The 24,722-nt window shown below is 45.4% G+C and carries 29 protein-coding genes; 16 read left to right on the top strand and 13 right to left on the bottom strand.

Annotation, left to right across the window (positions count from 1 at the left end):
- Positions 1 to 594: outer membrane lipoprotein-sorting protein (locus tag KGY70_02840; GenBank protein ID MBS3774102.1), on the top strand; the 594-nt coding region annotated here is incomplete at its 5' end.
- An 83-nt stretch (positions 595 to 677) separates the two neighbouring features.
- Positions 678 to 1,916, top strand: coding sequence for a hypothetical protein (locus KGY70_02835; GenBank protein MBS3774101.1), 1,239 nt, complete (start codon positions 678 to 680; stop codon positions 1,914 to 1,916).
- Between the two features lie 353 nt (positions 1,917 to 2,269).
- Here KGY70_02835 and KGY70_02830 read toward each other — a convergent pair whose 3' ends face one another.
- Positions 2,270 to 3,373, bottom strand: a complete 1,104-nt coding sequence (locus KGY70_02830) for an acyl-CoA desaturase (GenBank protein ID MBS3774100.1) — start codon at positions 3,371 to 3,373, stop codon at positions 2,270 to 2,272.
- A gap of 285 nt (positions 3,374 to 3,658) precedes the next feature.
- On the bottom strand, positions 3,659 to 6,112 hold the full coding sequence (locus KGY70_02825) for a TonB-dependent receptor (protein ID MBS3774099.1): 2,454 nt from the start codon (positions 6,110 to 6,112) through the stop codon (positions 3,659 to 3,661).
- 131 nt (positions 6,113 to 6,243) lie between these two features.
- Here KGY70_02825 and KGY70_02820 point away from each other — a divergent pair, with 131 nt between their 5' ends.
- Together KGY70_02820 and KGY70_02815 are read left to right on the top strand one after the other, a co-directional pair.
- A complete protein-coding gene (locus KGY70_02820) occupies positions 6,244 to 7,233 on the top strand; it encodes an ABC transporter ATP-binding protein (protein ID MBS3774098.1) in 990 nt (329 codons plus the stop codon).
- Entirely contained in the window at positions 7,230 to 7,967 is a 738-nt protein-coding gene (locus tag KGY70_02815) for an ABC transporter permease (protein ID MBS3774097.1), read from the top strand. Before KGY70_02820 ends, KGY70_02815 begins: the two co-directional genes overlap by 4 nt.
- On the opposite strand, the gene KGY70_02810 is transcribed toward KGY70_02815, so the two are convergent.
- Complete coding sequence (locus KGY70_02810) at positions 7,960 to 8,418, bottom strand: DoxX family protein (GenBank protein MBS3774096.1); 459 nt, start codon at positions 8,416 to 8,418, stop codon at positions 7,960 to 7,962. The two genes, KGY70_02815 and KGY70_02810, sit on opposite strands and share 8 nt — an antisense overlap.
- 259 nt (positions 8,419 to 8,677) lie before the next feature.
- Between KGY70_02810 and KGY70_02805 the strand changes: the two genes are divergently transcribed.
- The 6 genes from KGY70_02805 (at position 8,678) to KGY70_02780 (ending at position 13,082) form a co-directional block, all read left to right on the top strand.
- Positions 8,678 to 9,031, top strand: coding sequence for a DsrE family protein (locus KGY70_02805; protein ID MBS3774095.1), 354 nt, complete (start codon positions 8,678 to 8,680; stop codon positions 9,029 to 9,031).
- A gap of 78 nt (positions 9,032 to 9,109) precedes the next feature.
- A complete protein-coding gene (locus tag KGY70_02800; protein ID MBS3774094.1) occupies positions 9,110 to 9,304 on the top strand; it encodes a hypothetical protein in 195 nt (64 codons plus the stop codon).
- A 50-nt stretch (positions 9,305 to 9,354) separates the two neighbouring features.
- On the top strand, positions 9,355 to 9,933 hold the full coding sequence (locus KGY70_02795) for a TetR/AcrR family transcriptional regulator (GenBank protein ID MBS3774093.1): 579 nt from the start codon (positions 9,355 to 9,357) through the stop codon (positions 9,931 to 9,933).
- A gap of 74 nt (positions 9,934 to 10,007) precedes the next feature.
- Entirely contained in the window at positions 10,008 to 10,610 is a 603-nt protein-coding gene (locus KGY70_02790) for an AhpC/TSA family protein (GenBank protein ID MBS3774092.1), read from the top strand.
- Between the two features lie 195 nt (positions 10,611 to 10,805).
- Positions 10,806 to 11,192 carry a DsrE family protein gene (locus tag KGY70_02785; protein ID MBS3774091.1) on the top strand — a complete coding sequence of 129 codons (387 nt, stop codon included), beginning with the start codon at positions 10,806 to 10,808 and terminating at the stop codon, positions 11,190 to 11,192.
- Positions 11,193 to 11,645: 453 nt separating this feature from the next.
- Complete coding sequence (locus KGY70_02780) at positions 11,646 to 13,082, top strand: hypothetical protein (protein MBS3774090.1); 1,437 nt, start codon at positions 11,646 to 11,648, stop codon at positions 13,080 to 13,082.
- Between the two features lie 432 nt (positions 13,083 to 13,514).
- On the opposite strand, the gene KGY70_02775 is transcribed toward KGY70_02780, so the two are convergent.
- The 3 genes from KGY70_02775 to KGY70_02765 form a co-directional block, all read right to left on the bottom strand.
- On the bottom strand, positions 13,515 to 13,718 hold the full coding sequence (locus KGY70_02775; GenBank protein ID MBS3774089.1) for a hypothetical protein: 204 nt from the start codon (positions 13,716 to 13,718) through the stop codon (positions 13,515 to 13,517).
- 18 nt (positions 13,719 to 13,736) lie between these two features.
- Positions 13,737 to 14,642, bottom strand: a complete 906-nt coding sequence (locus tag KGY70_02770; GenBank protein ID MBS3774088.1) for an SMP-30/gluconolactonase/LRE family protein — start codon at positions 14,640 to 14,642, stop codon at positions 13,737 to 13,739.
- 83 nt (positions 14,643 to 14,725) lie between these two features.
- The gene (locus KGY70_02765) at positions 14,726 to 14,947 is read right to left on the bottom strand and encodes a hypothetical protein (protein MBS3774087.1); all 222 of its coding nucleotides are present in this window, start codon (positions 14,945 to 14,947) and stop codon (positions 14,726 to 14,728) included.
- On the opposite strand from KGY70_02765, the gene KGY70_02760 reads away from it, so the two are divergent.
- On the top strand, positions 14,941 to 16,158 hold the full coding sequence (locus tag KGY70_02760) for an MFS transporter (protein ID MBS3774086.1): 1,218 nt from the start codon (positions 14,941 to 14,943) through the stop codon (positions 16,156 to 16,158). The two genes, KGY70_02765 and KGY70_02760, sit on opposite strands and share 7 nt — an antisense overlap.
- Positions 16,159 to 16,166: 8 nt before the next feature.
- Here KGY70_02760 and KGY70_02755 read toward each other — a convergent pair whose 3' ends face one another.
- The 3 genes from KGY70_02755 to KGY70_02745 form a co-directional block, all read right to left on the bottom strand.
- Positions 16,167 to 17,396, bottom strand: a complete 1,230-nt coding sequence (locus KGY70_02755) for a hypothetical protein (protein MBS3774085.1) — start codon at positions 17,394 to 17,396, stop codon at positions 16,167 to 16,169.
- Positions 17,397 to 17,603: 207 nt separating this feature from the next.
- Positions 17,604 to 17,693, bottom strand: a complete 90-nt coding sequence (locus KGY70_02750; protein MBS3774084.1) for an AbgT family transporter — start codon at positions 17,691 to 17,693, stop codon at positions 17,604 to 17,606.
- 12 nt (positions 17,694 to 17,705) lie between these two features.
- Entirely contained in the window at positions 17,706 to 17,858 is a 153-nt protein-coding gene (locus tag KGY70_02745) for an AbgT family transporter (GenBank protein ID MBS3774083.1), read from the bottom strand.
- Positions 17,859 to 18,375: 517 nt separating this feature from the next.
- On the opposite strand from KGY70_02745, the gene KGY70_02740 reads away from it, so the two are divergent.
- Entirely contained in the window at positions 18,376 to 18,690 is a 315-nt protein-coding gene (locus KGY70_02740) for a hypothetical protein (protein MBS3774082.1), read from the top strand.
- A gap of 221 nt (positions 18,691 to 18,911) precedes the next feature.
- Here KGY70_02740 and KGY70_02735 read toward each other — a convergent pair whose 3' ends face one another.
- The 4 genes from KGY70_02735 to KGY70_02720 all read right to left on the bottom strand — a co-directional run bounded on the left by KGY70_02735 (position 18,912) and on the right by KGY70_02720 (position 21,049).
- The gene (locus tag KGY70_02735; GenBank protein MBS3774081.1) at positions 18,912 to 19,220 is read right to left on the bottom strand and encodes a nucleotidyltransferase domain-containing protein; all 309 of its coding nucleotides are present in this window, start codon (positions 19,218 to 19,220) and stop codon (positions 18,912 to 18,914) included.
- Between the two features lie 13 nt (positions 19,221 to 19,233).
- Positions 19,234 to 19,401 carry a nucleotidyltransferase substrate binding protein gene (locus KGY70_02730; GenBank protein MBS3774080.1) on the bottom strand — a complete coding sequence of 56 codons (168 nt, stop codon included), beginning with the start codon at positions 19,399 to 19,401 and terminating at the stop codon, positions 19,234 to 19,236.
- 39 nt (positions 19,402 to 19,440) lie between these two features.
- Positions 19,441 to 19,596, bottom strand: a complete 156-nt coding sequence (locus tag KGY70_02725) for a nucleotidyltransferase substrate binding protein (GenBank protein MBS3774079.1) — start codon at positions 19,594 to 19,596, stop codon at positions 19,441 to 19,443.
- A 145-nt stretch (positions 19,597 to 19,741) separates the two neighbouring features.
- On the bottom strand, positions 19,742 to 21,049 hold the full coding sequence (locus KGY70_02720; protein ID MBS3774078.1) for a hypothetical protein: 1,308 nt from the start codon (positions 21,047 to 21,049) through the stop codon (positions 19,742 to 19,744).
- Positions 21,050 to 21,396: 347 nt separating this feature from the next.
- On the opposite strand from KGY70_02720, the gene KGY70_02715 reads away from it, so the two are divergent.
- From KGY70_02715 to KGY70_02700, 4 genes are all read left to right on the top strand, one after another.
- Complete coding sequence (locus tag KGY70_02715) at positions 21,397 to 21,762, top strand: hypothetical protein (protein MBS3774077.1); 366 nt, start codon at positions 21,397 to 21,399, stop codon at positions 21,760 to 21,762.
- A 459-nt stretch (positions 21,763 to 22,221) separates the two neighbouring features.
- A complete protein-coding gene (locus tag KGY70_02710; protein ID MBS3774076.1) occupies positions 22,222 to 22,563 on the top strand; it encodes a P-II family nitrogen regulator in 342 nt (113 codons plus the stop codon).
- A gap of 284 nt (positions 22,564 to 22,847) precedes the next feature.
- Positions 22,848 to 24,434 (top strand): multicopper oxidase family protein, encoded by a 1,587-nt coding sequence (locus tag KGY70_02705; GenBank protein ID MBS3774075.1) that lies wholly within the window; start codon positions 22,848 to 22,850, stop codon positions 24,432 to 24,434.
- A gap of 43 nt (positions 24,435 to 24,477) precedes the next feature.
- Positions 24,478 to 24,722: methyltransferase domain-containing protein (locus KGY70_02700; protein MBS3774074.1), on the top strand; the 245-nt coding region annotated here is incomplete at its 3' end.

The following is a 24,722-nucleotide window of genomic DNA, read 5'->3' as shown; positions in this document are numbered from 1 at the left end:
TTGAAACAGTTTTACAAAGATTATGGAGAAGAAGAAAAAAAGATCATGTTTTTCTTATCCCCGGCAGATGTACGCAATACCTCGTTCATGAACTGGAGCTATGATGATCCCACAAAGGATGATGATCAGTGGATTTATTTGCCGGCGCTTAAAAAGGTGAAACGAATATCCAGCAACAACAAAGACGACTATTTCATGGGCTCCGATTTTACCTATGATGACCTGGGTGAACGCCATCCCGATGAGGATAAGCACAAATTGCTCAGGACGGAGACATTGAACGGTGAAGAATGCTACGTAGTGGAAAGCACGCCGAAGGAATCCGGTTATATGTATTCCAAAACCGTGACCTGGGTGATCAAAGACAAGTGGATCGGTCTGAAAAAGGAGTTTTATGATGACGACGGAGATTTCCTGAAGACGCTGATGGTGAAAGAGTACGATCAGGTCCGGGGCTTCTGGACCATCCTGCATACGGAGATGGAAAACGATCAGAAAGATCATAAAACGATCATGAAATTCGAGGATTTAGAGATCAACACCGGAATATCCGATTCATACTTTACTGAACGCATGATGTCGAGAGGAATATAAAAACAAGTTGCTGAAATCCTTCCGGAGAAGAACCTCCGGAAGGGCTCGGCATTGGATTTCTTTAAAACTTAAAAATAAAGCTTATGACTGCACTGAAAAAAATATTGTTCAGCACGGGTATATTATTTATGCTGGCAAGTATAACCTTCGCTCAGGATACCCAACTGCGTGGATATGTTCGAAATTATACCGGCTCTCTGCTTGAAAAGGGAGGGGAGTTCTCCATCATTCAGAACACTTTTAACCTGGAGCTGGAAAAGACCGGAATGGATATGGGATTCAGAGTGAATCCCTATGTGTATCATTACACCAATCAAGAGTTGGATTATGGAGTTAGAGAGGCCTACATCGACCTCTTTTTCGAGAGAATGGACATCCGTCTGGGAAAGCAACAGATTATCTGGGGTAAAGCAGACGGGGTGTTTATAACCGACGTGGTGTCCCCGAAAGACCTCAGAGAATTTCTGCTGCCTGAATTTGAGGAGATACGTATGGGCATCACTTCCCTTAAACTGGATTATTATATGGGCAACAACACCTTTGAATTGGTATGGGTACCTGAATTTGTTCCTACCCATTACCCCGATCGTGAATCTATCTGGTTCCCGGACAGGTTCCCGGAATTTGCCCGGATGGACAAATCGGAAAAAAATATTTCGCCGAGCATAGAGAACAGCGAGCTGTTTGTCAAATATTCGCTGCTTTCCTCCGACTTTGATCTGGAACTGATGGGCGGTTATACGTGGGACGACGATCCGGCCATGCATATGGAGCGATTCATGAACCCGCAGGCCCAGATGCTGGATTCGGTAGTGATCTATCCTGAACATCACCGATTGACATTAGGCGGAGGAAGTTTCAGTACCGAGATCAGCGGTGTGGTCCTGAGGGGTGAAGGTGCCTATTATCATGATAAACGCTTTACTGTTAATGATTTCACCAACCCGGACGGGATCGTGAAAAAAGATTATGCCCATTACCTGGTGGGGCTCGACTTTTTGATCGGGGGCGTCAATTTCTCCACCCAATTTATACAGGAAGCGGTTTTTGACCATGATGAATCCATGGAGCAGGAGGAATTCGAGAATACCATGACTTTCCTGGTACAGGAGGATTTCTTTCGCGACAAGCTGGTACTTGAATTTTTTATGTACTATGGCTTTAAAAACAATGACGCACTCATCCGGCCAAAAGCCACCTATGAGGTGGCAAGCGGTGTGAATCTGATTACAGGCGCAAACCTGTTTGCCGGCACAGAAGGCCGGTTCGGCAGGTTTAATCAAAACGATATGGTTTATTTCAAACTTAAATACGACTTCTGATGGATGCAACAGTCCGCGGAGTGCAAGTGAAAAAGATCCTCGTTTGCTATTGATCCACATGAACCGTGAAGACCCAGGCCATAATCACATACTGAAGGCATTACACAAAAAATTGACAAAATAGAGTGTGCATGCTGGAGAGGCATCATATAAAAACAGAAGTAGTCCACGAGATAAACTACCTGATTTGCAGAAAAAACCTTGTTTGTAAATTGCTCGAAAGGCCTGTGGAGCAGTGTTTCTGTTGCTTCGTGTGTTTATTGTTCAGTATTGGAGCGGGTTCAGGGCATGAAGGAAATGAAAAGGGCTTGCAAACAAACGGGAAGTATCAACCGCATGGAGTAATAACCCTCCTAATGCGAAGCATATTGTCCTTTTCCCAGTAGTTTAAGCATTTTTGCATGGTTGCCTATTGCTTTGCTGAAGGTAGGTTGTACACGGTAGGTTACCCCGTGTTTATCCGTGATTTCCTTTACAATGAAGGAAATTTTTTTGTAATGCACATGACAGATGTTGGGGAACAGATGATGTATGGCATGGTAGTTCAATCCGCCCAGAAACCATGTTAACAGTCTGTTGTTGGGAGCATAATCTGAGGTCACTTGTAACTGATGCACAAGCCAGTTATTCTCCAGGTTGCCATTTTCATCGGGGAGGGGATATGCTGAATCAGGTAATATATGGCCTGTTTGGAAAATGATGCTGAGCAAAACCCCCGCTATGAAATGCATTATAAAAAAGAACAGAAGGGTCATCCACCAGGGGATGGGTAGAACAATCAGGGGAATAACAATAAAAACGACATAGTACATGATTTTCGTAATCACCAGTTTCGTCATTAGCTGGTTGAAAGATTTGTCTTCCTGGGCAAGATATCCCTCTTTGCTGTAACGGAACAATTGCTGAAAATCCTTGGTGGTGATCCACAGAATAGTCATAAGTCCGTACAGGAACCATGCATAAAGATGTTGGTATTTGTGAATTTTGCGGACAGGTTTGTGAGGAGAAAAACGTAACATTGGCGCCGGGTCAATATCAGCATCATAATCGTCGATATTTGTATAAGCATGGTGAATGGTATTGTGCTGAATTTGCCATGCCTCAGGAAGTCCCCCCAAAATATACAGCGATTTACTCAGCCAATGATTCGTGGATTTACTCTTAGCATAACTGCCATGGTTGGCATCGTGCATGATGTCTACACCCACCCCGGCCATGCCAATGCCCATCACCACCCAGCACATGAGAATGAGGGGGGTGGAGGATACCGCTCCGGTAACCATCAGCAAATAAGGCCCGAGGTATAATGCCACCATAACGATGGACTTCGCTACCATGTTGGCGTCTGCATGTTTGGAAAGTTCGTTTTGCTGGAAATATTCATCCACTCGCTTCCTTAATTCGACCATGAAGTCGATTTTTTCTTCTCTATTGAATTGTACACTCTTTGTTGACATAATCTATTCTATTGATCACTCCATCAGCGAGAAATTTTTCTTTCAACCCAAATGGATCGATTCTCACTGGCAGGCTGTTCTGTCAATGAGATGATGCGAACAATGAAATCACCGACACTTCATGAACGCAACAAACTGTTCAATCCATTTACAGGGTACAATATATTTAAAAACGGATAATTATTCAAGCATGAGGGGGGCAAACAATCCATCAATGTATACAAGCCCATTGTTACAAAGGGCCGGTAACTCATTTCCTCCTGGCCGGAAAGCCCTCCCGGTTTATCAGAACATCTCTATTCCTTCGTATTCCTGATCTTTCCCTTTGCCTTTTTGCCGGCCGTTTTTATAGTTGTTGATGGTATAGCTGATGTTGAAGCTGATCACCGGCGATTCCCTCCGGCGCAGGATATAATTCTCGAATGTGTTACCGGTGATGGTCATCTCCCTTCTCCTTCCCTGGAAAAGATCCATACCGTTGACCGTAAACGAGAGCTTGTCCTTGATAATGGTCTGCCGGACCGCGGCATTGGCCATGAAAAAGCCTTCTCTTTCTCCCTGCGGGGTGATGGAGGGGCCTCTGTACCTTCCCGATAACTGGATCCGGGTTCCGGTGGGAAGCTTAAAAGTGCTGTTGTACCTGGCATTCCATTGGTTGCCTTTTTGCTGAACACCCTCTTCCACTACATCGCCGCTGATGGAATACCTGTAGTAACTGCCGGTAAGATTGATGTTCCACCATTTGTAGAGGCTGGTGTTAAAAGAAAGATCCAGGCCTGTGGCCTGTTCCTGTTGAATGTTTTCCATGGTATGGATCATCAGGTCGCCTTCTGTGGGCTGCTGGATTCGTGTGATGCCATTGGCGGTGTTTCTGTGGTATGCTTCCAGGGTGGCCGATGACTTACCGAAGATCTTCTTGTACCCCAGCTCCCAGGAACCGGTATATTCGGGTTTTAAGCCGGGGTTGCCCGTACGGGCATTATACTGGTCGCGGTACCTTCTGAACGGATCGAGATACCAGCTGCCTGGCCGGTTGATCCTTTTGCTGTAACTGGCGAAAAGCTGGTCTTTTTGTGAGAACCGCTTGGTAAGATGCAGGGTAGGGAACACGTCGAAACGGTGTATCCGGTAGTCTTCATCGAGGGTCTGCTGGTTGAGCAGGCGATCGGTATACTCTCCCCTTAAACCGAGCTGATAGTCTATGCCCAGCAGTTTGCCAGACCAGGTGGCATACAGGGCCTGGATCAGCCTTGAAAAGTCGGCATCGGTAATATGGTCTTCATCGCTGATCCATTGATCGTCTTGCTGGTTCTGAAGCTTATAGTGGTAATTTTGTATGCGGTATCTTCCCTGGTAACCGGCTTCCAGCTTACCGATGGGAGTGGGGCGGGTATAGTCAATTTTGGCCCGCAGCTGGTGTTCATTGCCCGATTCATAGGTTCTCAGCCCGTCAGGTCTTGCCAGAACCTGATCCCACGCGCTGTCGGTTCGAAAATCTTTGCTTGTGTTCAGGTCTTTATTATCCGAGCCGGAATAATACAGGGAGGCGTTCAGCTTGTGCTCCTTGCTGTCAAAACGGTTCTGGTAATCCAGGTTGATGTCGTAATAATTACTCTCCAAATCGAATTCAGATACGGTTTTTTCATATTCGGTAGTTGAAACCGGGTTGGTGTACCGTTCCGTCCATACTGTTCCGTCTCGTCCGAAGCCGTATGACCCCAGGCCACCGGAGAGGGAGAGGGAGCTGTTTTTCGAAAGGGAATATTCCAGGCCGGTTTCAAAAGAATAGGATTTTCTGTTCATGGTGTTTTCCATGTGCTGATCGATGCCCGAGGCTGTATCTCCGCGAAAGGTCAGTCTTTCATCCAGGCCGTTCATATCGAATTGGAAGTCGCGGTAATTGATGCTGGTAGTCAGGTTAAGCCGCTCGTTCAAACGATAGTTCATGTTGATTCCTCCCTCCATCGAGCCACTGGTCGATGCGGATGCCCTGACCATACCGTTGAGGCCGGCCCCTCTGCCTTCTTTCATGATCACGTTGATGATGCCGGTGGTGCCTTCCGGATCGTATTTGGCCGAAGGGTTGGTGATGATCTCAATGTTCTCTATCATTCCCGCGGGGATCTGCTGAAGCGCTTCACTTCCATCCAAAACGGTGGGTTTGCCGTCGATCAGCACCCGGAAATTGGAGCTGCCGCGAAGCTCCACGTTGCCCTCAATATCCACCTGAATGGACGGCACATTCTCCAGCACCCGGACGGCCGAACCTCCCTCGGCCGTATAATCTCCGGCAACCTGGATCACTTTTTTGTCGACCTGGTAGTTGACCTGGGGGCGGTTGGCGGTTACTTCCACCCCTTCGATGTTTTGGGATGTTTGCTCGAGGAAAAGCCTGCCCAGATCCTGATCCGGATTTCTCCCGTTAATATGAATGTCGTCGACCCTTTTCTTTTTGAAGCCTATGAAGTTTGCTTCCAGGTAGTACTGGCCAAAGGGTATTTCCTTCAGTACAAATTTGCCTTCCGCGTTGGTGACTGTTCCTGTTACCAGGGAGGAATCGGCGCTCTTATATAATGCTACGTTGGCATACTCCATCGGTCCGTCGCCTTCTGCCAAGACCCGGCCTTCCATCTTTCCCTGCCGCGATGACATGGCCCCCCGGCCTTTTGAACCTTGCTGACCTAAAACTCCGGAACTAAGGATCATTCCAATGAAAGCAAACAATAGATATCTACGCATAATCATTCAATTTGGTGATGTACGGTTCTAGTTGTTTATGACACCGCAACCTCCGTTTTATTACAGATATTTTTTGCGGTTGGCAAAAATATATTTTTAGTAGTTTTGCATAAACTCATTTAGGTCCATTTATGAAACACGGTCCGCTTGAACCGGAGAAACTCATCGAGGTATCCCGCCTGGCCAAAAAATTCGAGGAGGTAGAAGCCGTCAGCGGCATATCCTTTGATGTAAGACGCGGCGAGGTTTTTGGTTTCTTGGGGCCCAATGGGGCAGGCAAAACCACCACCATCAATATGCTCACCGGCTTGGCCCGACCGGACGCGGGTACCATCCGCATTGCCGGCCTGGATTGTTCGGCCGATCCCAAGGCGGCCCAACACCTGATCGGGGTGGTGCCGGATGAGAGCAACCTGTATCCCGAGCTCACGGGTTATGACAACCTGTGTTTTTGCGCCTCCTTGTATGGCATTGAGAAAGAGGAACGAGGCAGGCGTGCAGATCATCTGCTGCGTCAGTTCCGGTTGCAGGAGGCTGCCCACCGGAAGTTCAGCGGGTATTCCAAGGGCATGAAACGCAAGCTGACCATTGCCGCAGGCATCATCCACCGGCCGGAGATCCTGTTTTTGGACGAGCCCACCACAGGCATCGATGTGGCCAGCGCCCGACAGATCAGGCAGCTTATCAGCGAGATGTACCGGGGCGGCACCACCATCTTTCTGACGACCCATTACATCGAAGAAGCCGAACGCTTGTGCGAACGCATTGCCTTTATTGTCAACGGACGTATTGTGCGCAATGAGAGCGTCTCCACGTTGCTGCAACCGATACAGCAGCGCAAAGGGCTGCTCATTAAGGCGGATCAAAATATTTCCGGTCTGACCGGTAACCTGGCCAAGGCTTTCCCTGAATATACTTTCCGTCCGGTTTCCAGCCAACAGTTGCGGGTCGACTCCGCTCAAACCATCGGCATTGGTCCGGTGGTCCGGTTCATCGAAGAACAAGGGGCGGAAGTCACAGAAGCCCGCCAGATCAAACCGTCGCTGGAAGATGTTTTTGTAGATCTGACCGGCATTGAAAGCGATGCCATGCGAACGGAAAAAAACGGAGGTCAGCCATGAAACGGTGGATCGCCTTCCAAAACATTGTTTTGAAGGATATGAAGGGCTATTACCTCAAGCCGCCCAACATCAGCTGGGGGCTGATCTTCCCCCTGGCCTGGACGCTGATGTTTTTCATCCGCTCGGGCACCGGGCTGGAGAATGTCATTGAAGTGCTTCCCGGGGTGATGGCCATCTCCATTTTGTTTGGTACCACCTCCATGCTGGCGGTGACCGTGACCTTTGAAAAGAAAAACCGCTCCTTTGAGCGGCTGCTGCTGGCGCCCATCTCCCTGGAGCTGTTGATGCTCTCGAAGACGGGCGGAGCCATCCTGTTTGGGATCGTCAATGCTTTTGTGCCGGTTATCCCGGCGGCCTTTCTTACCGATCTCTCGCAGGTATCCTGGGGCGCGGTGGTGCCGGCTGTTGTGCTAATCGCCATTGTCTCCACCTTTTTGGGACTTTTCATTGCCGTGTCGGTGAGCGAGGTTTTCGAGGCCCAGACCTTTTCCAATTTCTTCCGGTTTCCCATGATCTTTCTCTGCGGCCTGTTTTTTCCGGTGCTTTCCCTGCCGGTAATCCTGCAGCCGCTCTCATTTGCCCTGCCCCTGACCTATGGGGTGGATATCCTGCACGGGGCCATACACGGACAGCATATCCTCCCGCTCTGGCTGGATTTCCTGATTATCGCTGCCTTTGGATTTGCCTTGTTTTCCATCAGCCTGAAAAACATCCACAAGAAATGGATTATATGATGAGCCTGTCGATGGAATACCTTCCTGCTCCCTTGATCAGCAGAAACAAGCTTCCCAGCCACATGGCAAAATCCGTCCGCATCTCATGAGCCATGCTCCAGAACCCGTAAGTATTCAGATCACGCAAAACAAAGGGTCCAAAGGTTTCTCCAAATGCTATGGGTATTTTGGTCACCACAATGGCCACTGTCATATTAACCAGCATGGCCATGGCTGCCCCTCTGGTAAAGAGTCCGGCAAGTAAAAGCATCCCGCAGAGGATTTCAAACACCCCTACAAAAGAACCAAAAAAATCGGGAGCAGGAAATCCCATGCCATCAAAACGGCCGGCGCCCCGCATAGCCGGGTAAAGGAATTTCTGTATCCCTTCGGACAGGAAAACAGCCCCTGTCATCAGGCGGATGATGAAGGTAGAACGGGAGGGATCGGTATATATGAATTTTCTGAACATAATATAGGCATTTAATTTTTTAACAATCTGACGAGGTTTTGGTTTATACTTTACCAATTGAACGGAATAGACATTTTTTTTAGATGTATTGAATAATGTTTTTATTTGTCATGATAATTGGAAGTTGTTTGAATATGGAAAATGATGAGGGAGGCATTACAATTATATAGTTAAAAACCTGATACGTTCCCGCCCCAGCGGGATAAGTTACATATAGCCATTGCAAACAACAAAATAATCACCTGAAATTAAATATGTTATGAAGATATTAATTGTTATCAACGACGCACCTTACGGAACAGAAAAGGCTTACAACGCATTGCGTCTTGCCAGTCAGCTTGGTAAGGAACACAAAGACACGGAAGTTCGGATATTCCTAATGGCAGATGCCGTTTTTTGCGCCATACCCGGCCAAAAAACACCTGAGGGATATTATAACATCGAGCGGTTTTTGAAAGGGGCAATCAAAAAAGGCGCTGAAGTGAAGTTATGCGGTACCTGTGCCGATGCACGAGGACTAAAAAACATAACGCTCATAGAAGGGACAGAGATCAGTACTCTGGCAGCGTTTACCCATTGGGTGGTTGACAGTGATAAAGTGATCAGTTTTTAGACGGGTCAAACAATATGACCTGTTTTATTGTGTATAAAATCCGATTTCATACGGAATAAATCAAACGGGGAGCGAATGATGAAAATCCAGCTCAACTCAATCATCAGATGCCCTGAGTGCGGGCACAAAAAAGAAGAAACCATGCCCGAAGAGGCCTGCCAGTTTTTTTACGAGTGCGAAAATTGTCACTCGGTTTTAAGGCCTAAACCCGGCGACTGTTGTGTATATTGTTCCTACGGTTCGGTGCGTTGCCCTTCCAAACAAAAGACCTGATACTTTTGTTTATTTCTAAGCGACCGCTTATTTTGTAATAAATGTATTGAATGCCACGCAAAAAAGCATATAGCGACGAAGAAGTACTGGAAAAGGCCATGCAGGTTTTTTGGAGCCATGGTTATGAGGCTACATCGGTAAGACTGCTTGAAAAGGAGATGGGCATTAACCAGTTCTCCATTTATTCTGCCTTTACTAACAAAAAGAAGTTGTTTGTTCAAGCATTGAAGAAGTACCGGGAATATGTCAAAACCAACAGATTTCATCCACTGTTAAAGCCCAACGCAAGGCTTGATGACCTGGAGCATTTCTTCGAAAATTTTTCCCGGCAAGTAAGAAATGGTGAAACCACCAGAGGTTGTCTCGTGGTAAATTCCACTGCAGAATTTGGAAATAAGGACCCGGAAGTGGCCGCTGAGCTTCAGAATTATTTCAACTTTATTAAGAAGATGATGAAAAAGGTATTGATAAATTCTGTTGAAGCCGGTGAAATCTCTTCTGAGACAGACCCGGACCAATATTCGAATTACCTGTTGGGCATCATGCAAGGCTTGTCAGTAGGCGCCAAAGTATTATCTGAAAAACAGATCAATGATATCATCCGTCTAGCTTTTATGAATATAAAATAATTTTTTTACCAGATACTAAGCGATTGCTTAGTAATTAACCCGGAGATTGTGTCAAAATTTAAAATTATACCGTCATGACAAAACTACTATTGCTTATCGCATTACTAACCTCAATGGTCCAAATGCAAACGGTTGCTCAGTTACCTGAAAAGGCCGAAGACATCTCGCCCCTCCTGTATGGAGAGAAAATCCCGGAGGGTCTATTAAAAGCGCCAAACGGGGAAAAGCATCAAATATCCGGCATCATAGAAAAAAAACCAACGGTCCTTTTGGTTTACCGCGGAGGATGGTGCCCATATTGCAACGCCCATCTTGCCGAAATACAGGAGGCCGAATCGGAAATTCTTAGCCTGGGATATCAGTTGATTGCTGTCAGCCCGGATTCACCTGAAAATCTTCAAGCTACAGACGAAAAACACCGGCTGAATTACAGCTTGTATTCCGATGCCAACGGGGATTTTTCAAAGGCAATGGGATTGGCCTTTCAACCCCCGGAAAGATATCAGGAGATGTTAGAAGACAGATCCAACGGAAAAAACGAAGGATTCCTTCCTGTGCCTGCTGTTTTCGTTGTTGATACTTCGGGTACCATATTGTTTGAATACATCAACCCCGACTATTCAACCCGGATAAGCGCAGGACTTTTACTGGCAGTGCTGAATGAACTGAAAAACTAAAATACAAATGGCTAAAATTTGGAACCTGCATCAATATCTTTTATTTATTCTGTTTTTAACCATGACAATTTCACTCAACGGACAGTATAGTTGGGAAGAACCCTTATGCAAAGATCCCCTCAAATGCTAACAATATTTAAAAACATGTCCATTATGAAAAGTAAAATTCTATTATTCGCGATCCTAAGCGTCTTAATGCTTGTAAATCTAAAATCTATAGCGCAAGATAACCCTCACCCGGAATCTTCCGATAAGCTTGTAGTTCTTTGGACAAGCGGAGATCCCTATGTAGCCGAACGGGTCGCTTTCATGTATACCCATGCTGCCAGTAAAAATCAATGGTTCGAAGAGGTTACCCTCATCGTCTGGGGCCCTTCGGCAAAATTGATCTCTGAAAATCAAAAGCTGCAGGAAAAAGTAAAGGAAATGCAACAGGACGGGGTAGTACTCAAAGCATGCATAGCTTGCGCCAGCAGCTATAACGTGGTCGATGAACTAAAAGCCTTAGGTTTTGAGGTAAAGGGAATGGGAAAACCCTTGACAAAACATCTTAAAGGTGATGCTAAAGTACTGACATTTTAATGTTTATGATTTTATCCTGAATGATTTTCATGCACAAACGATTCAACTATATTGAATATTTGAAAATGAAAAGTCATCTTTAATACAATAATTCATTACTGAAAATAATCTGACTTCATAATGTGCCGGCAAAAATTCCACGGAACTCCCCATCCAGTAACCTGCACAACAAGGGCATCCGGGCCGATTTTCGCCTGCTGGATGAAGGCATGTATGTTGTCAGTGATTTAGAATCTTCCTAACTTACGCGGGTTGACAAAGTACAGGCAGTAGTCGTTGTCAAAGGTAAAGGTGGCCTTTGTTATTCGGTGCTTTTGTTGTTTGTTATTCAGTTTTTTTCTAAATTTTTTTATTGAAGTGTAAGGTTTACGCAATGGCCTCGACTATGGTTGTACAAATATGAAGATATCCCATGGGATCGAAAGTCATTGTTAAACTTTAATTTTTTTTATTATGAGACGAACCTTAAAAATATTGTCGAGTGCGCTCATTGCAGTGGCCTTGTTTAGTTCCTGCAGTGAGGAAGTCACAGAAAAAGTTCCGGGTCCAAATCCGAATTCAGATAATAATGCGGCCTCCTGGGCCGACTACTCTGATATGGTAGAGTTCGAAACCAGCGCCAGCAGTGAAGAAGGTATGATTTATGAGATCTTACCCGGACCAGCTGCCATCAATCCTTCCATGGATCCAACCCCGTTTTCCAACAATACTCAACAAGCAAGTGGATCTTATTCCCTCACCGTTGAGGATCGCAGTGAAACCGACGGGGTTGACTCGAGAGATGCCGTCAGGAATGTTGACATTCAATTTGCCGGCAACGATGGAAGGGTTTATCAGATTGATGAAATTGATATTATTCATAAGCCCCAGGGAGCCGGTGATCATACCTTTTTTGGCGGTGTTGGCCAGAATAAGGTGATGCATGGCAATACGGGTATTGGCACTCCCCTGATGCCTAAGCTGTTGTCTTACATTACGCTGTGGGGTAAGGCCGACCTGAAGGATGCCGAAACAGGTGAGGTGATTGCCCGGGATCGTTTGATTCATATCATGACCACCACCAATGTCAGGGATGATCAGCTCAACCTGATCACCAGCACCGATGAGGACAAGTCCGATTACAACATCCGTGAGGCTCATACTCATATTATGCTGCCACCCAAGGACACCGAAGGCAATGCGTCTCCTATACCCGGAACAAATCACGGTTTTCTGCACATCATGTTTGAAAATGTGGTATTGAAAGATGCCAACCGTGACTGGAAAACGGCTTATGAGATTCTTCCCGGTCCTGCAGCTATTAATCCGGATATGTCACCCACTCCATTTTCCAACCGCATCGGTATAGGAGCTGGTGAATATACTCTGGGTGTAATCGATCTGAATGAGGAAGATTCAGAGGATTCAAAAGATCGTGTGTTAAAAATGGACCTTCAGTATGAACGACCCAACGGCAAAGCCTTTGCCATTGATGAGATTCAGGTGATCCATAAAGCGAAAGGAGCAGGCGATCACACCTTTTTTGGCGGCGTTGGACTGGATAAGACCATGCACGGGAATACTGGTATTGGCACCAATCTGATGCCCAAGCTTCAATCGTATATTACCCTGTGGGGTAAAACCGATCTGAAGGACGGACAGGGTAATGTGCTGGCTGCAGACCGGTTGATTCATATTATGATATCGTCACGAGTCAGAACATCCGATCTGAAATTAATAACCAGCACCGATACTGATGAGACGGATCATTCCCCGGATCTGCGAGAAGCACATATCATTTTACCTCCGCAGGATATGCAGGGCAATCCTTCACCAGTGGCCGGGGCAGGACACGGGTTCCTTCACCTGATGTTTGAAAAGGTGGAACTGGAAGGCCCGGGTGATTTATAATATACTCGTATGCTTAAAGATCAAATGTCGGTTGATTTCCTTTCAACCGGCATTTTTTTTTGCCGTTTTAGGCAGCAATAGGAGGGGCTTTTTGTTTTGATAAACAAACAACTTTTGCAGGTCGTAAGCCTGTCCTGTTTTTGACAATAAAGGTGAGATTAAACAAATAGGGAGTATGAGGGTACAGGATTGGGACTGACCATTTCCAGAAATCTGGTAGAATTAATGGGGGGAGCGATGACCTGCTGATTGAAAAGTGGTAATCGCTGTTAGATGTAACATCCAGAATCATTCATGTACCCGCTCGCTGCCTTGAATTGATTTACCCATTGGGTGGTTGACAGCGATAAAGTGATCAGTTTTTAAACTCCATCTTCATTTTACCCGTTGCAATCATCCAGTGGTGCCGCTGGTGGTGAGCGCCTGTTGCCATCAGGCCAATGTATCCCAATCCCCGGCTTCCAGTTTTTGCACAACCTCTGCGATGGTTCCGAACACATCATTGCCAGGTTGGGTGAGGGGGGTATTTTTCTTGCTCATCTTGTCATGCTGGGCCATAACTGATTTTCCCATGTTCAGCATCACAAAGATCGCAAGGAGTAGGGCCCCTGCGTATTGGATCCTTTTGTTTATCATAACAAGCGTATTTTGCGATTACCAGTAGGGGATATATCCCCGGGTCGTCATTTCCAATTTGTAGAGGGCCTCGGGCGCAGTCATAAAAAGGGTCTTTTTGTCTTTTCCTCCCCAGGCCAGGTTGGTCAGGCGCGGGGTTTTTACCTGCTGGAGCAGTTTTCCCTCCGGCGAGAAAATCCACAATCCGCCGGGGCCGGTAGAATATACATTTCCGTCCCCATCCACTTTCATGCCATCGGCTGATCCCTGAGCATCTGATTCCATGGTAGCGAACAACCGCCCGTTTTCAATCTTACCGTCCCGGGCGATGTCAAAAACCCGGATGTGGTTGTGGCGGCTGTCGTTCACATACAGTTGGGTCTCATCGGGGGAGAGGGCAATGCCGTTGGGCAGGTCAAAATCATCACTCAACAGTTGCAGGCCTTTCGCTTCAGAATACCTGTATACGCCGTGTATTTTCAGTTCTTTGTCTTCTTCCGACACTCCAAATGGGGGATCGGTGAAGTAGATCGACCCATCGGAATGGATGGTCAGGTCGTTGGGGCTGTTGAGTCTTTTGCCGTTATAGGAATCTGCAAGGGTTTCAATGCCTTTATTTTTAGTATATCTCGTCAGGGCACCATCGTGCCGGACCAGAACCAGGCGGCCCTGGTGGTCGAATGTCAGCCCGTTGGAATGTCCGCTGGGGCTGAGATATGTTTCCGCATCGGAGCCGGGTGTCCATTTGTAGATGGTGTTGGCGGGGATGTCGCTAAAAAGCAAATATCCGGAAGGATGCCAAACGGGTCCTTCGGTAAATTGATAGCCGCTGGTGATCTTCTCGGGCTCAGCATTTTCCTGTGTCATTTGCTGGGCCGGTGCCATCCCTGCCTGTAGCAGCAGAAAGGATGCAATGGCGATGGAGGTTTTAATCAATGTGTTCATAGTAGATTGTCTTTTATTTGGTTAATAACATCTGACAAATAAGATTGTTTAGAACTCCTTATGCTTCATTCGGGCAAATGCCTTCATGGTGGGGAAGTGTTTCGTGTAACATCCTGGTGGATTGAAAGAGCGTGGGTTTTGTTTTTGCTGAATAGTTTGCTACTTTCGCCAGCTGATTTTTTTATGGAATAGATGGTTATCTCATAATACCAGTAGGTGGCCGGATATTTTCCACAATTGCTTACGATCAGAAAGTTACCATAAGAATTCAACGTATAATCGAGCAGGAGAAATTCTAGTGACACCGCGGATCAATTATTTTCTCAAATACAATTTAAGCTTACTGGCTTTTGGGCTTTTACTGGCCTTTTTCTCCAGTTTCGGCCAGACGTTTCTGTTATCGCTTTATGTGCCGTCGATAGAGGAGCTGTTAGGTGTCAGCAATGCAGAGTTTGGAACCATCTACGCCGTAGCTACCGTTGGCAGCGCCCTGACCCTGCCCTGGATAGGCGGGTATTTTGATACGATCGATACAAAACGATATACCCTGATGGTCATTGGAGGATTGATGGTTGCCCTGTTGCTGCTTTCCTTTTCTTATCATGTGATCCTGGTGATTTTGGGATTTTATGGCCTGCGTCTTTTTGGCCAGGGATTGATGACCCATACCTCGGTATCGAGCATGGCCCGTTATTTCGGAGCCGACCGGGGCAAAGCTATCGGTGCGGCCAGCCTGGGCCATCCTGCCGGTGAGGCTTCCCTTCCAATTTTGATCACCCTTTTGATGGGCGTCATAGGGTGGCGGGGCGCCCTGCAGGTATCGGCCCTTACCTGTGCTCTGGTGGTGGCCCCACTGGCTTTGTTTCTTTTGGGTCGCTCAAAAACGCGGCTACGGGCCTACCGGATGCAGAACCATGCGGCCCAAAATCAGACCAGGAAAGTTGATATAAGGGATATCTTGCGCGATAGGCGGTTCTGGATCATAACCCCGGTGGTCTTTATGATTGGCTTTACCAATACGGCCATCTTCTTTTTCCAGCTCAAGCTGGGTGAAGCCAAAGGCTGGAGCCCCGAGTGGGTTGCCGGCTCCCTCTCGGCCTTTGCTATTGCCGGTGCCCTGGGCATGACCGGGATCGGTTCACTGGTGGATCGATTTACCGCCCGCCGGTTGTTTCCTTATAATATGATCCCCTATCTGTTTGGCCTGCTTGCCCTGATCCTGTTCGACCATCGGCTGGTGTACCCTGTGGCATTGACCCTCATCGGACTGGGCCATGGAACGGGCCGCACCATTAAGGATGCTATGCTGGCTGAGCTTTATGGTTCCGACATCATCGGGCAGGTCCGCAGCTTCTTCATCACCGTGATGGTCGTGAGCACAGCCATCGGCCCCGTGGTTTTTGGAATACTGCTGGACCTGTCCGTATCTTATACCGCCATCTTCACCGGCGTGCTCATAACCACATTGCTGGCTTTCCTGAACGGACTCAGAAAAACGACAAAATTGCAGGAATGAGTAGCCATTCAAGCCAGCATGGCGTGAGCCCTTGAAATTTTATCGGGAATGCGCATATTCAACGGGCAGGCTTGCATGCAGCTTTCGCAGCCAATACATGAGCTGCCTTTCACAGGAAGGGCGGCGTAAAGTTTTCGTGCCTTATTCCAGTCGTTATCATCCATGGCATACCGCTCGAAGCGCAGAATGTCGGATATGGGTATCTGCCGGGGACATTGGACCTGGCATTTGCCACACATGCGGCATGCGGTTTGGTTGGCCTCCTGTGTCATCTCCTTCAGGGCCTGTAAGTCTCCATCACGCAGTTTCTTCCCGGCTCCGGAATAGGTTTCTGTAAATTCCTCCATGTTTCTCACACGAATCACCGCGGCATCGAGCAATGTCGCTGTAGTAAGCCAGCGTACCATGGCATGATGCGGTGATACCCCCTGGGGCAGTTTGTTCATGAATTCTTCATCCTGCCTCATACGTCCGATGCCTCTTGCTGTTTTCATGGCGATGGTACCAAAATTCCTTTTCCGGGCCTTTTCCATGAACCCGTCCATCTCAGGGTCGCCGGGATAAGAATACATAAACTGGGCGTGTTCGTAAAGGCCGTCTTCCATCACCGCCTGAAGCACCTTTGCGGCACTCTCGCCGTTGGCTACCCTTGAACTGCCTTCATAACTGTGTTGGGAAAGACACAGGTGCCTGACGAGTCCCTCTTTTTTCAGCCGCTCAAAAGCCCGGACAAACCCTCTTTCCTTTTTTACTTCCTCTGCATTGTGATAACCAAAGTGCAGCTGCATGTCATCAAAATATCCCAACCCCGTTTTTTTGACAGCCTCTTTGACGTAGCGGTAATGTTCCTCTTCATCAAAATGTCCGGAATAATGATTGCCCCCAACTCGGTCCACTGTGACCTGGCAATAGTGGGCTTCCCTGTTTTTGGTGATGATATCGGGTGCCCCGTTCCTCATCCACCGGTTGGCCTTGTGCCAGTAATTCATTCCGCATTCGACCCCGGCCTCTACCAGCTGAGTGGACATATCGCCGGCTCCAATGATGATGGAGACTTCTCTTTGGCTGTATCCGAGTTTCCTTCGGGGGAATTTTCCGACTTCCCGGGTCATAAGATCCTTGACGGTTGCATTCGCATTCCAGTTATTCCCAAACACTTTACCGGCTACTCCTCCAACAGCGGCTGTTAAGGATAATTTTAAAAAGTTTCTTCTTTCAAGCGAATTGTTGTTTTTCATGGTATGATTTTATGAAGGGTGGATGTTTTGTATATCCGTATCAGCCTGCTATTCAATTATTGCCAGTAGTTATGCAAGCAATATATTGGTTAAGGGATTTCTCGTTTAAGATACCCAAAAATTATACAACATCCAAAATATGTGCGCATTAAAAAAGCGGTAAACCTTCTGCTGGTTTACCGCCTCTTATTTGTGGTGATATCAACATTATGGTAAATGTAAGGGTCCGTCCGGCCCCAGGGGTATTCCCAATAACATCCAGATTACCAGCAGCGCAATCCATGCCAGGGCCAGCATGACGGAATAAGGCTACATGGATGAGATGATAACTACCAGAAAAGCCAGCAAGGCAAATAATGTGGCCGGGTGTGGCAATTTATTATCGATTACTTCGACATAGTCTAATGCCCGCTGGAAATTTATTTTTGAGAGCACTCCTGCTTTTTGAAAGATTTTCTTCATTTGATTGGCTGTTAAAGGGTTGCGGTTTGATTTTGCGATGCAATCCGATCGGTTGTATCTAATTTAAATGAGTTGTAAATATATAAGGATCTTCATAAAAATTACTATCCCTTTAGATTGCTCTGCGATACTTTTCCAGAATGAATACATGGCTATCTCCGGAACCATACAATACGAGCTTTTCCACTTTCGGATGGGAAGTAAATACCCTGTTTTACCTTCGATGGGTAGTATTTTTGAAGGATTTATATTGAAAATATTAGTTTTGAATGGGTGTTAAGCAAGCAGCAGAGGAGGGGACACGGGATGATGCACGGAGCTGGATACACCGTGGACGGAAAATTTTTCGATATTTTTTGGGGATGCAGTATATGGAAACTGCATCCGGGATTCGTTTTAATTATAAACAAGCTGGTTTTCAGCCGGTAATTCATATTCTGCTTTCCCAAAGTGAGCATGAAAACAGGAGATTTTGGAACTTAACCATTGCACTGTCCATACATAAAAGCTTTGAGTCATGTCATTAATAAGTTGTCCAAAATGCCAGAACCAAATTTCGGATGAATCCGAGAACTGTCCCTGTTGTGGTTATCCCATCTCGCCTATGGCCAGACTCAGGAGTGGAATTCCCCTGATTGAACACAAAAAAACGATCATTGATGTGCAAGCGGTTTACGCCTGGACCATCATAGTCATTGGTTTTATTCTACTAGTAGCCTTGCCATTTGAAAGTATGGGAGGAGCTGTAGGCCGTGCCTTCGGTATACTTCTGATTATTGGCGGAATGGTCTGGAATGTTGTCATCGGAATTACAAATTGGTGGAGCCACTGAGGAAACTGTTTTATTGGGTGAACTCATTATTGCCTGATCAGCTTTTCGCCCGTGGTAAATATCAGCGTACAGTTACTGGCTTCTCCGGGAATCGAGGAACATTCGCTGGTCGACGAAAAGATCAGCGGCACACAGTACTGGTTGAATGTGAAGTTCAGGCCTCAACCCGGGCCTCTCTTTAACTTTTATCCAAACAGGTTCGGTAATTGGGTTCTAAATGCTTATCTGCCGGATGAATATAAAACAATGCCCATTCTTTTGATGTGGTCTGTCAAGTCTTGATTTTCTATGGAATGGTAAATCGCAATGTCAATGGTGTAGGGGAGTAAAAGATCATCGAGCTCTCTGCGAATCTTTTGAAGTATCGATTGATTAAGACTGTTTCCTTTAAGAGCCAGGTCGATATCCGAACCATTGGAAAAATTGCCTTTGGCCCGGGATCCATATAAAATGGCTTCTTCTGCTTCAGGGAAGGAAGCAAGCGTCTGTCTGATCTTATTGATTACCGTTTCTTTTAAACCGTAAGGCATATTCACCACTTCTTTATTGTTTCACTTGTTCCTCCAACTTTTCCTTCAGCCTCTGAAAACGTCCATAATATCTCTGTATGATATCCTGAGCAATTTTCCTGGCCACATTTTCATTATAGGTGTGGGTGGTTTGGATCCGGCTGTCGATCATATCCATCCATGTTTCACCATCTTCAATCAATCCTCTTTTGAAAGCCAGTGTGAAAGCATCCTTGCTTCCCTATATGTCTGCTACTCCCTGGTATTCAGAATAATCTTTGATAACATTCCAGGCCAGTTCAAAGTTGTATTCAAAGGCTTTTATAAGACCCTGTTCTTCCAGTTTGGATAGTTCTTTTTTTTCAATAAAAGAACCGATCTTCCGGGAAAAACATATATTCTGCTTATTTCCCTATTTTTTGCTTTAATCAGATGGCATCGCATTTGTTTTAAAATAAATGCGTTTATTATCTCCGGCAGGCAACAAATATCAAAGGATGCCAAAGGTGCAAAAATTGGAGTCTTCTTTCCAATGAAACCCATCATCTGGTTTTTAAAAATCCTTTAAACCATACAGCAGTTTTTTCTCCTTCAAGTGATTCGAGCTCTTTCAAAAATTCTTCTGTAGTATGAATATCTTTTTCAATGAGGTTTTGACAAAATTTTCTGAATTTGTCTTTCCCTATTTTTTGCTCTAAATCGGACAATAATACCGGCCCTTTCTCATATAAGACCTTATAGGCAATTTTATACTCTGCCTTGTTTCGTTCAAAGTTCCATATAGGTGGCGTGCCTTCTGATTTTTGTTTTTTATTTTCCAGTCTCCTGTCAAATGTTTCCTGCCCGAATTCTTCTCTTAAAACCATAAGTGCGCTGTATTCGGCTAAACTTTCGTTCAGCCAGTCCTCCCATGAGGTTGTTTTTGCTTTAAACCACCACAAATGAGCAAGTTCATGGGCAAAATACCGGTAATATCTCTCTAAATTTGAAAAATACTTTTCTGCTTTAACTCCTCCTAATACCAATCCTCCTATTCGTGCATAGCCTCCGCCCTTCTCTCGTTTGGTATCGATTATACTTATATCCATAGATTTTCGACCAAACCACTTATTAAAATATATATAAGAACTGGAAATATTAGATGCCATTTCTTGTAATAAGCCATCAGTGAAACCATGATGGAAAATTTTTAGTTGATTTTGACCCATTGCAGCAGTATATGTCTTAACATCTTTTGATAAGCAAACTACTATATCTGTTGTAGGAATGGTGGTTTCAAGGGTGGTCCAATCTTCCTGCTTTGTTATTTCACCCAGGCCAAAAGCTGTATAATCCTTTTTTGATTTGACATCCACTTTGTAAGTAAACATTTTGTAATGGTCCGGATTGTAGGGAAACCATGGATAATACAAGCCAATTTCAGTCCAGTCCGGCCCGATCCTGTTGGCGTAAACATCAGGCAGATCATCTGATTTGCCAGCATAAGAAAAATGAATCTTTACAGGCTGCTTCATGGAAAGTGTTTTTTTCTCCAGATATACTTTGCGTGCTGTAGGCATGAAACGATTATCAGAGGCACTGGTATCAATAATGGCTACATTTTCTCCATTTATCGTAAATGAGTTGATATCTAAATCTCTCTGGAGATAGAAGAAAGGCTTTTCAATGGAGTCCTTTTTTATATTAACTGTTAAATCACCTTCAACATTTATCCTTTGTGTCTCCGGATCAATCTTCAGGCTCAGATTGTAATGCGGATATTGCCGTTCTTCATCACTTGATTGAGGTGATTTCTGACAAGAACACGTCAGCATTAAAATAGCTGTGCAAAAAATAATAAGTTTTTTCATATTATTCAGTTTAAAGGTAGAGTCTGTAAAAATATTAAAAGATTTGCTAAAAGGGTTTGGCTTTTCCTGGTATTTGCAACTTACAAGATACAGAAGTGAATTTTGATATGTAAATTGCTAATATACAGTATTTTGATTGATTTGAAGCCTGAAAAAAATTGCAAAAATGATGTAAAGGGTCTGTTTTTCATAAATGACAGATACAAGAAATTTGCGTTAAAACCAAAAGATTACCTTAAGGTCCTATTTCAGGAGCTTTAAAGAAAAATTATACAATTATTTTGAAAAATTATGTAATGCACTGCTTTGTAAAGAAACGTATCTTTGGTAGAACAAAAATCAATTCTATGTTTAGGAAAGCAACCCATATTATCCTTTCTTTGTTGTTGATAAGCACAACAGCCGGGTTTGCCCTATCTAAGCAATCCTGTCAACCGGTTTCTTTCTCAATCAGTTCTATGGCAGTTTCAGCCGATCATTGCGAAATGCCCGCTGAAGATTGCCATGCGCAAATTACTTCCATCAAATTGAAAAGTTCGTTTGTAGGCATCACCCATACAATTTCCGTGGCCCAGGTTACTGAAGACACACCTTCATCCGTATCTTTGGTTCAGATGGATGCTTCGGATGAGGAATCTGCCTATACCTTTTCTACTTTCAAGCTTCCTAAGATTCAAACAGTATTGGCCCGTTTGCAATCCTACCTGTTGTAAGTTCACATTCTGTTTAAATTAGGCTTCCTTCGTTGCTGAACCAGGGATATTTGCCTTGTATAGATTGAATCGCCATCATGCCCAATTTGCCTGAAAGAAGGAAACCATAGCAAATTTTCCTTTTTGACAGGCAATGTGACCAATCAGATTGTTGTAAATGAGGTGGTTGAATTTCGTCTCCCATTGAAACCATTTAATTGTGAACGATGATAATCAAGATACTGATCTTATCGGCTATACTGGTAGCTTTCATTATGCTACCGTATATAGTACATATTCTTTTTAATAAGGATTCTGAATTTACACTTCATGAATGCCCTTTCGAGGAAGATTGGCAGAAAAAAAGGGCCAGGGGATGTTCATCCTGCCAGTTGAAAGACCTGGTTGATTGCTCTGAAAACAAGGAGTAAATCAACATGAAGAACTATGAGTATAATAAACAATAAAAATGAATAAGCCATGAAATTAATCAAAGCATACATACGCTATAACAAAACCGAAGAAGTCTATTTTGCTCTTGAAAAGGAAGGATTTTGCTGTATGACGTTCGTAGAATGCGAAGGAACAGGGCAGTATTCCGACCAGGAAAAGGAACACATCAGTGAGAAATATCCTTTTGCCGATCCTGACCGGATCATCAAAGTCGAAATTCTTGTTGCTGATGAACACATGGATCAGGTAGTTGATATCATTCGAAGGAATGCCCGCACCGGCTACCGTGGCGACGGGATGATCATCCTTTCTCCAGTGGATGAAGTATATAAAGTGAGAACGGATGAGCAGGGGCATTTGGCGATGTAATCGGTTTCTGTTAGTACTGAGAACATGGAAAAGCCACCGGCCTCTTTTTTGGATAAAAGCTGTCATCATTATATCGGGTATAGAAGCTAAAGCAGTGGTAGGATGTTATTTAGAAAAGTTAAAAATTATTAATGCCGGTTTTGTCCACAGCAATGAAAATCCGCTCAAGATGCCGGAAGTCCTGTAAATGATGTAAACCTGCCTCATCATGGTGTGCAACTTTAGGAAGGTTGGATTGTTTAATTATAGTATAAACATCATTAAACGATTAACATAGGAACGACATGGATATATCAAGACGCAAATTTATCCGGGTGGCCGCGTTCTCTTCATTGGGAGTCTTGAGTGTACCCTTGATCATGAAAGGATTTGATGCCATTACCGATGCCAATGGAACACAGGTAAATAATGTGGTAGACAATAACTTCCGGGCAGACGTCGACCTCGAACTGACAGCCCTGCAGAAAGAGGTTCAACTTCTGGACGGACAAAAAACCAGCGTATACAGTTATGAGCCCCGTATTCTGAAAGGAGGGGACAGAACCGTCGATCCGCTGGCCGATACTTATCTTGGTCCCATCATTCGTGTTAAGCCGGGTCAAAAAGTAAGGGTTCGGTTTAAAAACCAGCTGCCGCGCGAGAGCGTGATCCACTGGCACGGTTTGCATATTTCGCCCAGGATGGATGGCCATCCCATGTATGCCATAGACCAAGGCGAACAGTTCATCTATGAGTTTACGGTGAACAACCGTCCGGGAACCTACTGGTTCCACCCCCATCCCGACCAGATCACAGGGCCTCAGGTATATTACGGGCTGGCAGGCATGTTCATCGTTGAAGGGGCATATGCGGATTTGCCCTCGGGCGATTATGACATGCCATTGATCATACAGGACCGGAAATTTGATGGGGACAACCAGCTGGTATATCTTGAGAACAACCGTATGGCCAGGATGAGGGGCTTCCTGGGAGACAGGATGCTGGTCAACGGGCGACCGGAATGGCATACCAGGATAAAAAAGGCCACCTACCGCTTCCGCATTCTCAACGGTTCCAATTCACGCATATACAAACTGGCCTGGAGTGATGGAAGCGATGTTATAGCCATAGGCACCGATGGGGGATTGCTGGAGAAACCCATTCGGAAACCCTACCTGATGCTTTCACCAGGAGAGCGTGTGGAGATTTGGAAGGATTTTTCGGCTTACAGCGTGGATCAGGAGGTCATCCTGAAAAGCCTTGCCTTTGAACCAGGAACTTCCATGGGTATGGGAGGTGGTATGATGGGAGGTGGAAGCCCCCAGATCCCCAATGGAAGGGAATTTGATATTTATTCCTTTAGCGTATCCTCCCGAAGAGGACCTCAAAAACCTTTGCCTTCCAGACTTTCCGACCCAGGTTCCATAGATGTTTCACGGGCAGTAAATGCCGACAGGCCCAGAAAATTCAACTTCTCCTTTGAACGCATGCAATGGGTGATCAACGGGGAAACGTTTGGGATGAAGGAAGTGGCCGACTGGGAAAAAGTCAGGCTGAATACTACTGAAATATGGGAGTTCATCAATGGTGGAGGTGGACGTGGAATGGGCATGATGGGCAACATGATGCAAATGCCCCACCCGGTGCACATGCATGGATTGCAGTTTAATATCATCGAAAGGGATCATTCAGGAGTTAGCCGTTCGGTATGGGATACTGTAAAATATGGTTTTATTGACGAAGGATGGCAGGATACCTTCCTGCTTTTACCGGGAATGCGGGTACAGGTTGCTATGAGGTTTGAAGACTTTACAGGGATTTATGTCTATCACTGTCATAATCTTGAGCATGAGGACATGGGCATGATGCGGAATTATGAAGTGGTGGACTAGGAAGAAATGCATGAATGCTTCAATGATACAATGATATAATGATATGGACGGTAAGCATGAAACGATAAAAAAACGATACAACAGGGTTGCACGGATATATGATATCCTTGAATATCCGATGGAAAAGGGATTTTCCAAATGGAGGGAAGAATTGCTAAATCAGGCGGATGGCAATACCCTGGAAGTCGGCATAGGTACAGGAAAGAATATACCATACTATCCGGAGCAAGTGGAACTGACAGGCATTGATTTCAGCCCGAGAATGATTGAAATGGCAAAGAAAAAGGT

The organism is Bacteroidales bacterium (genome assembly GCA_018334875.1).
Lineage (GTDB): Bacteria > Bacteroidota > Bacteroidia > Bacteroidales > UBA12077 > JAGXLC01.
The sequence above is the reverse complement of the archived record's forward strand: the minus strand, read 5'-3'. Positions and strand labels throughout refer to the sequence as shown.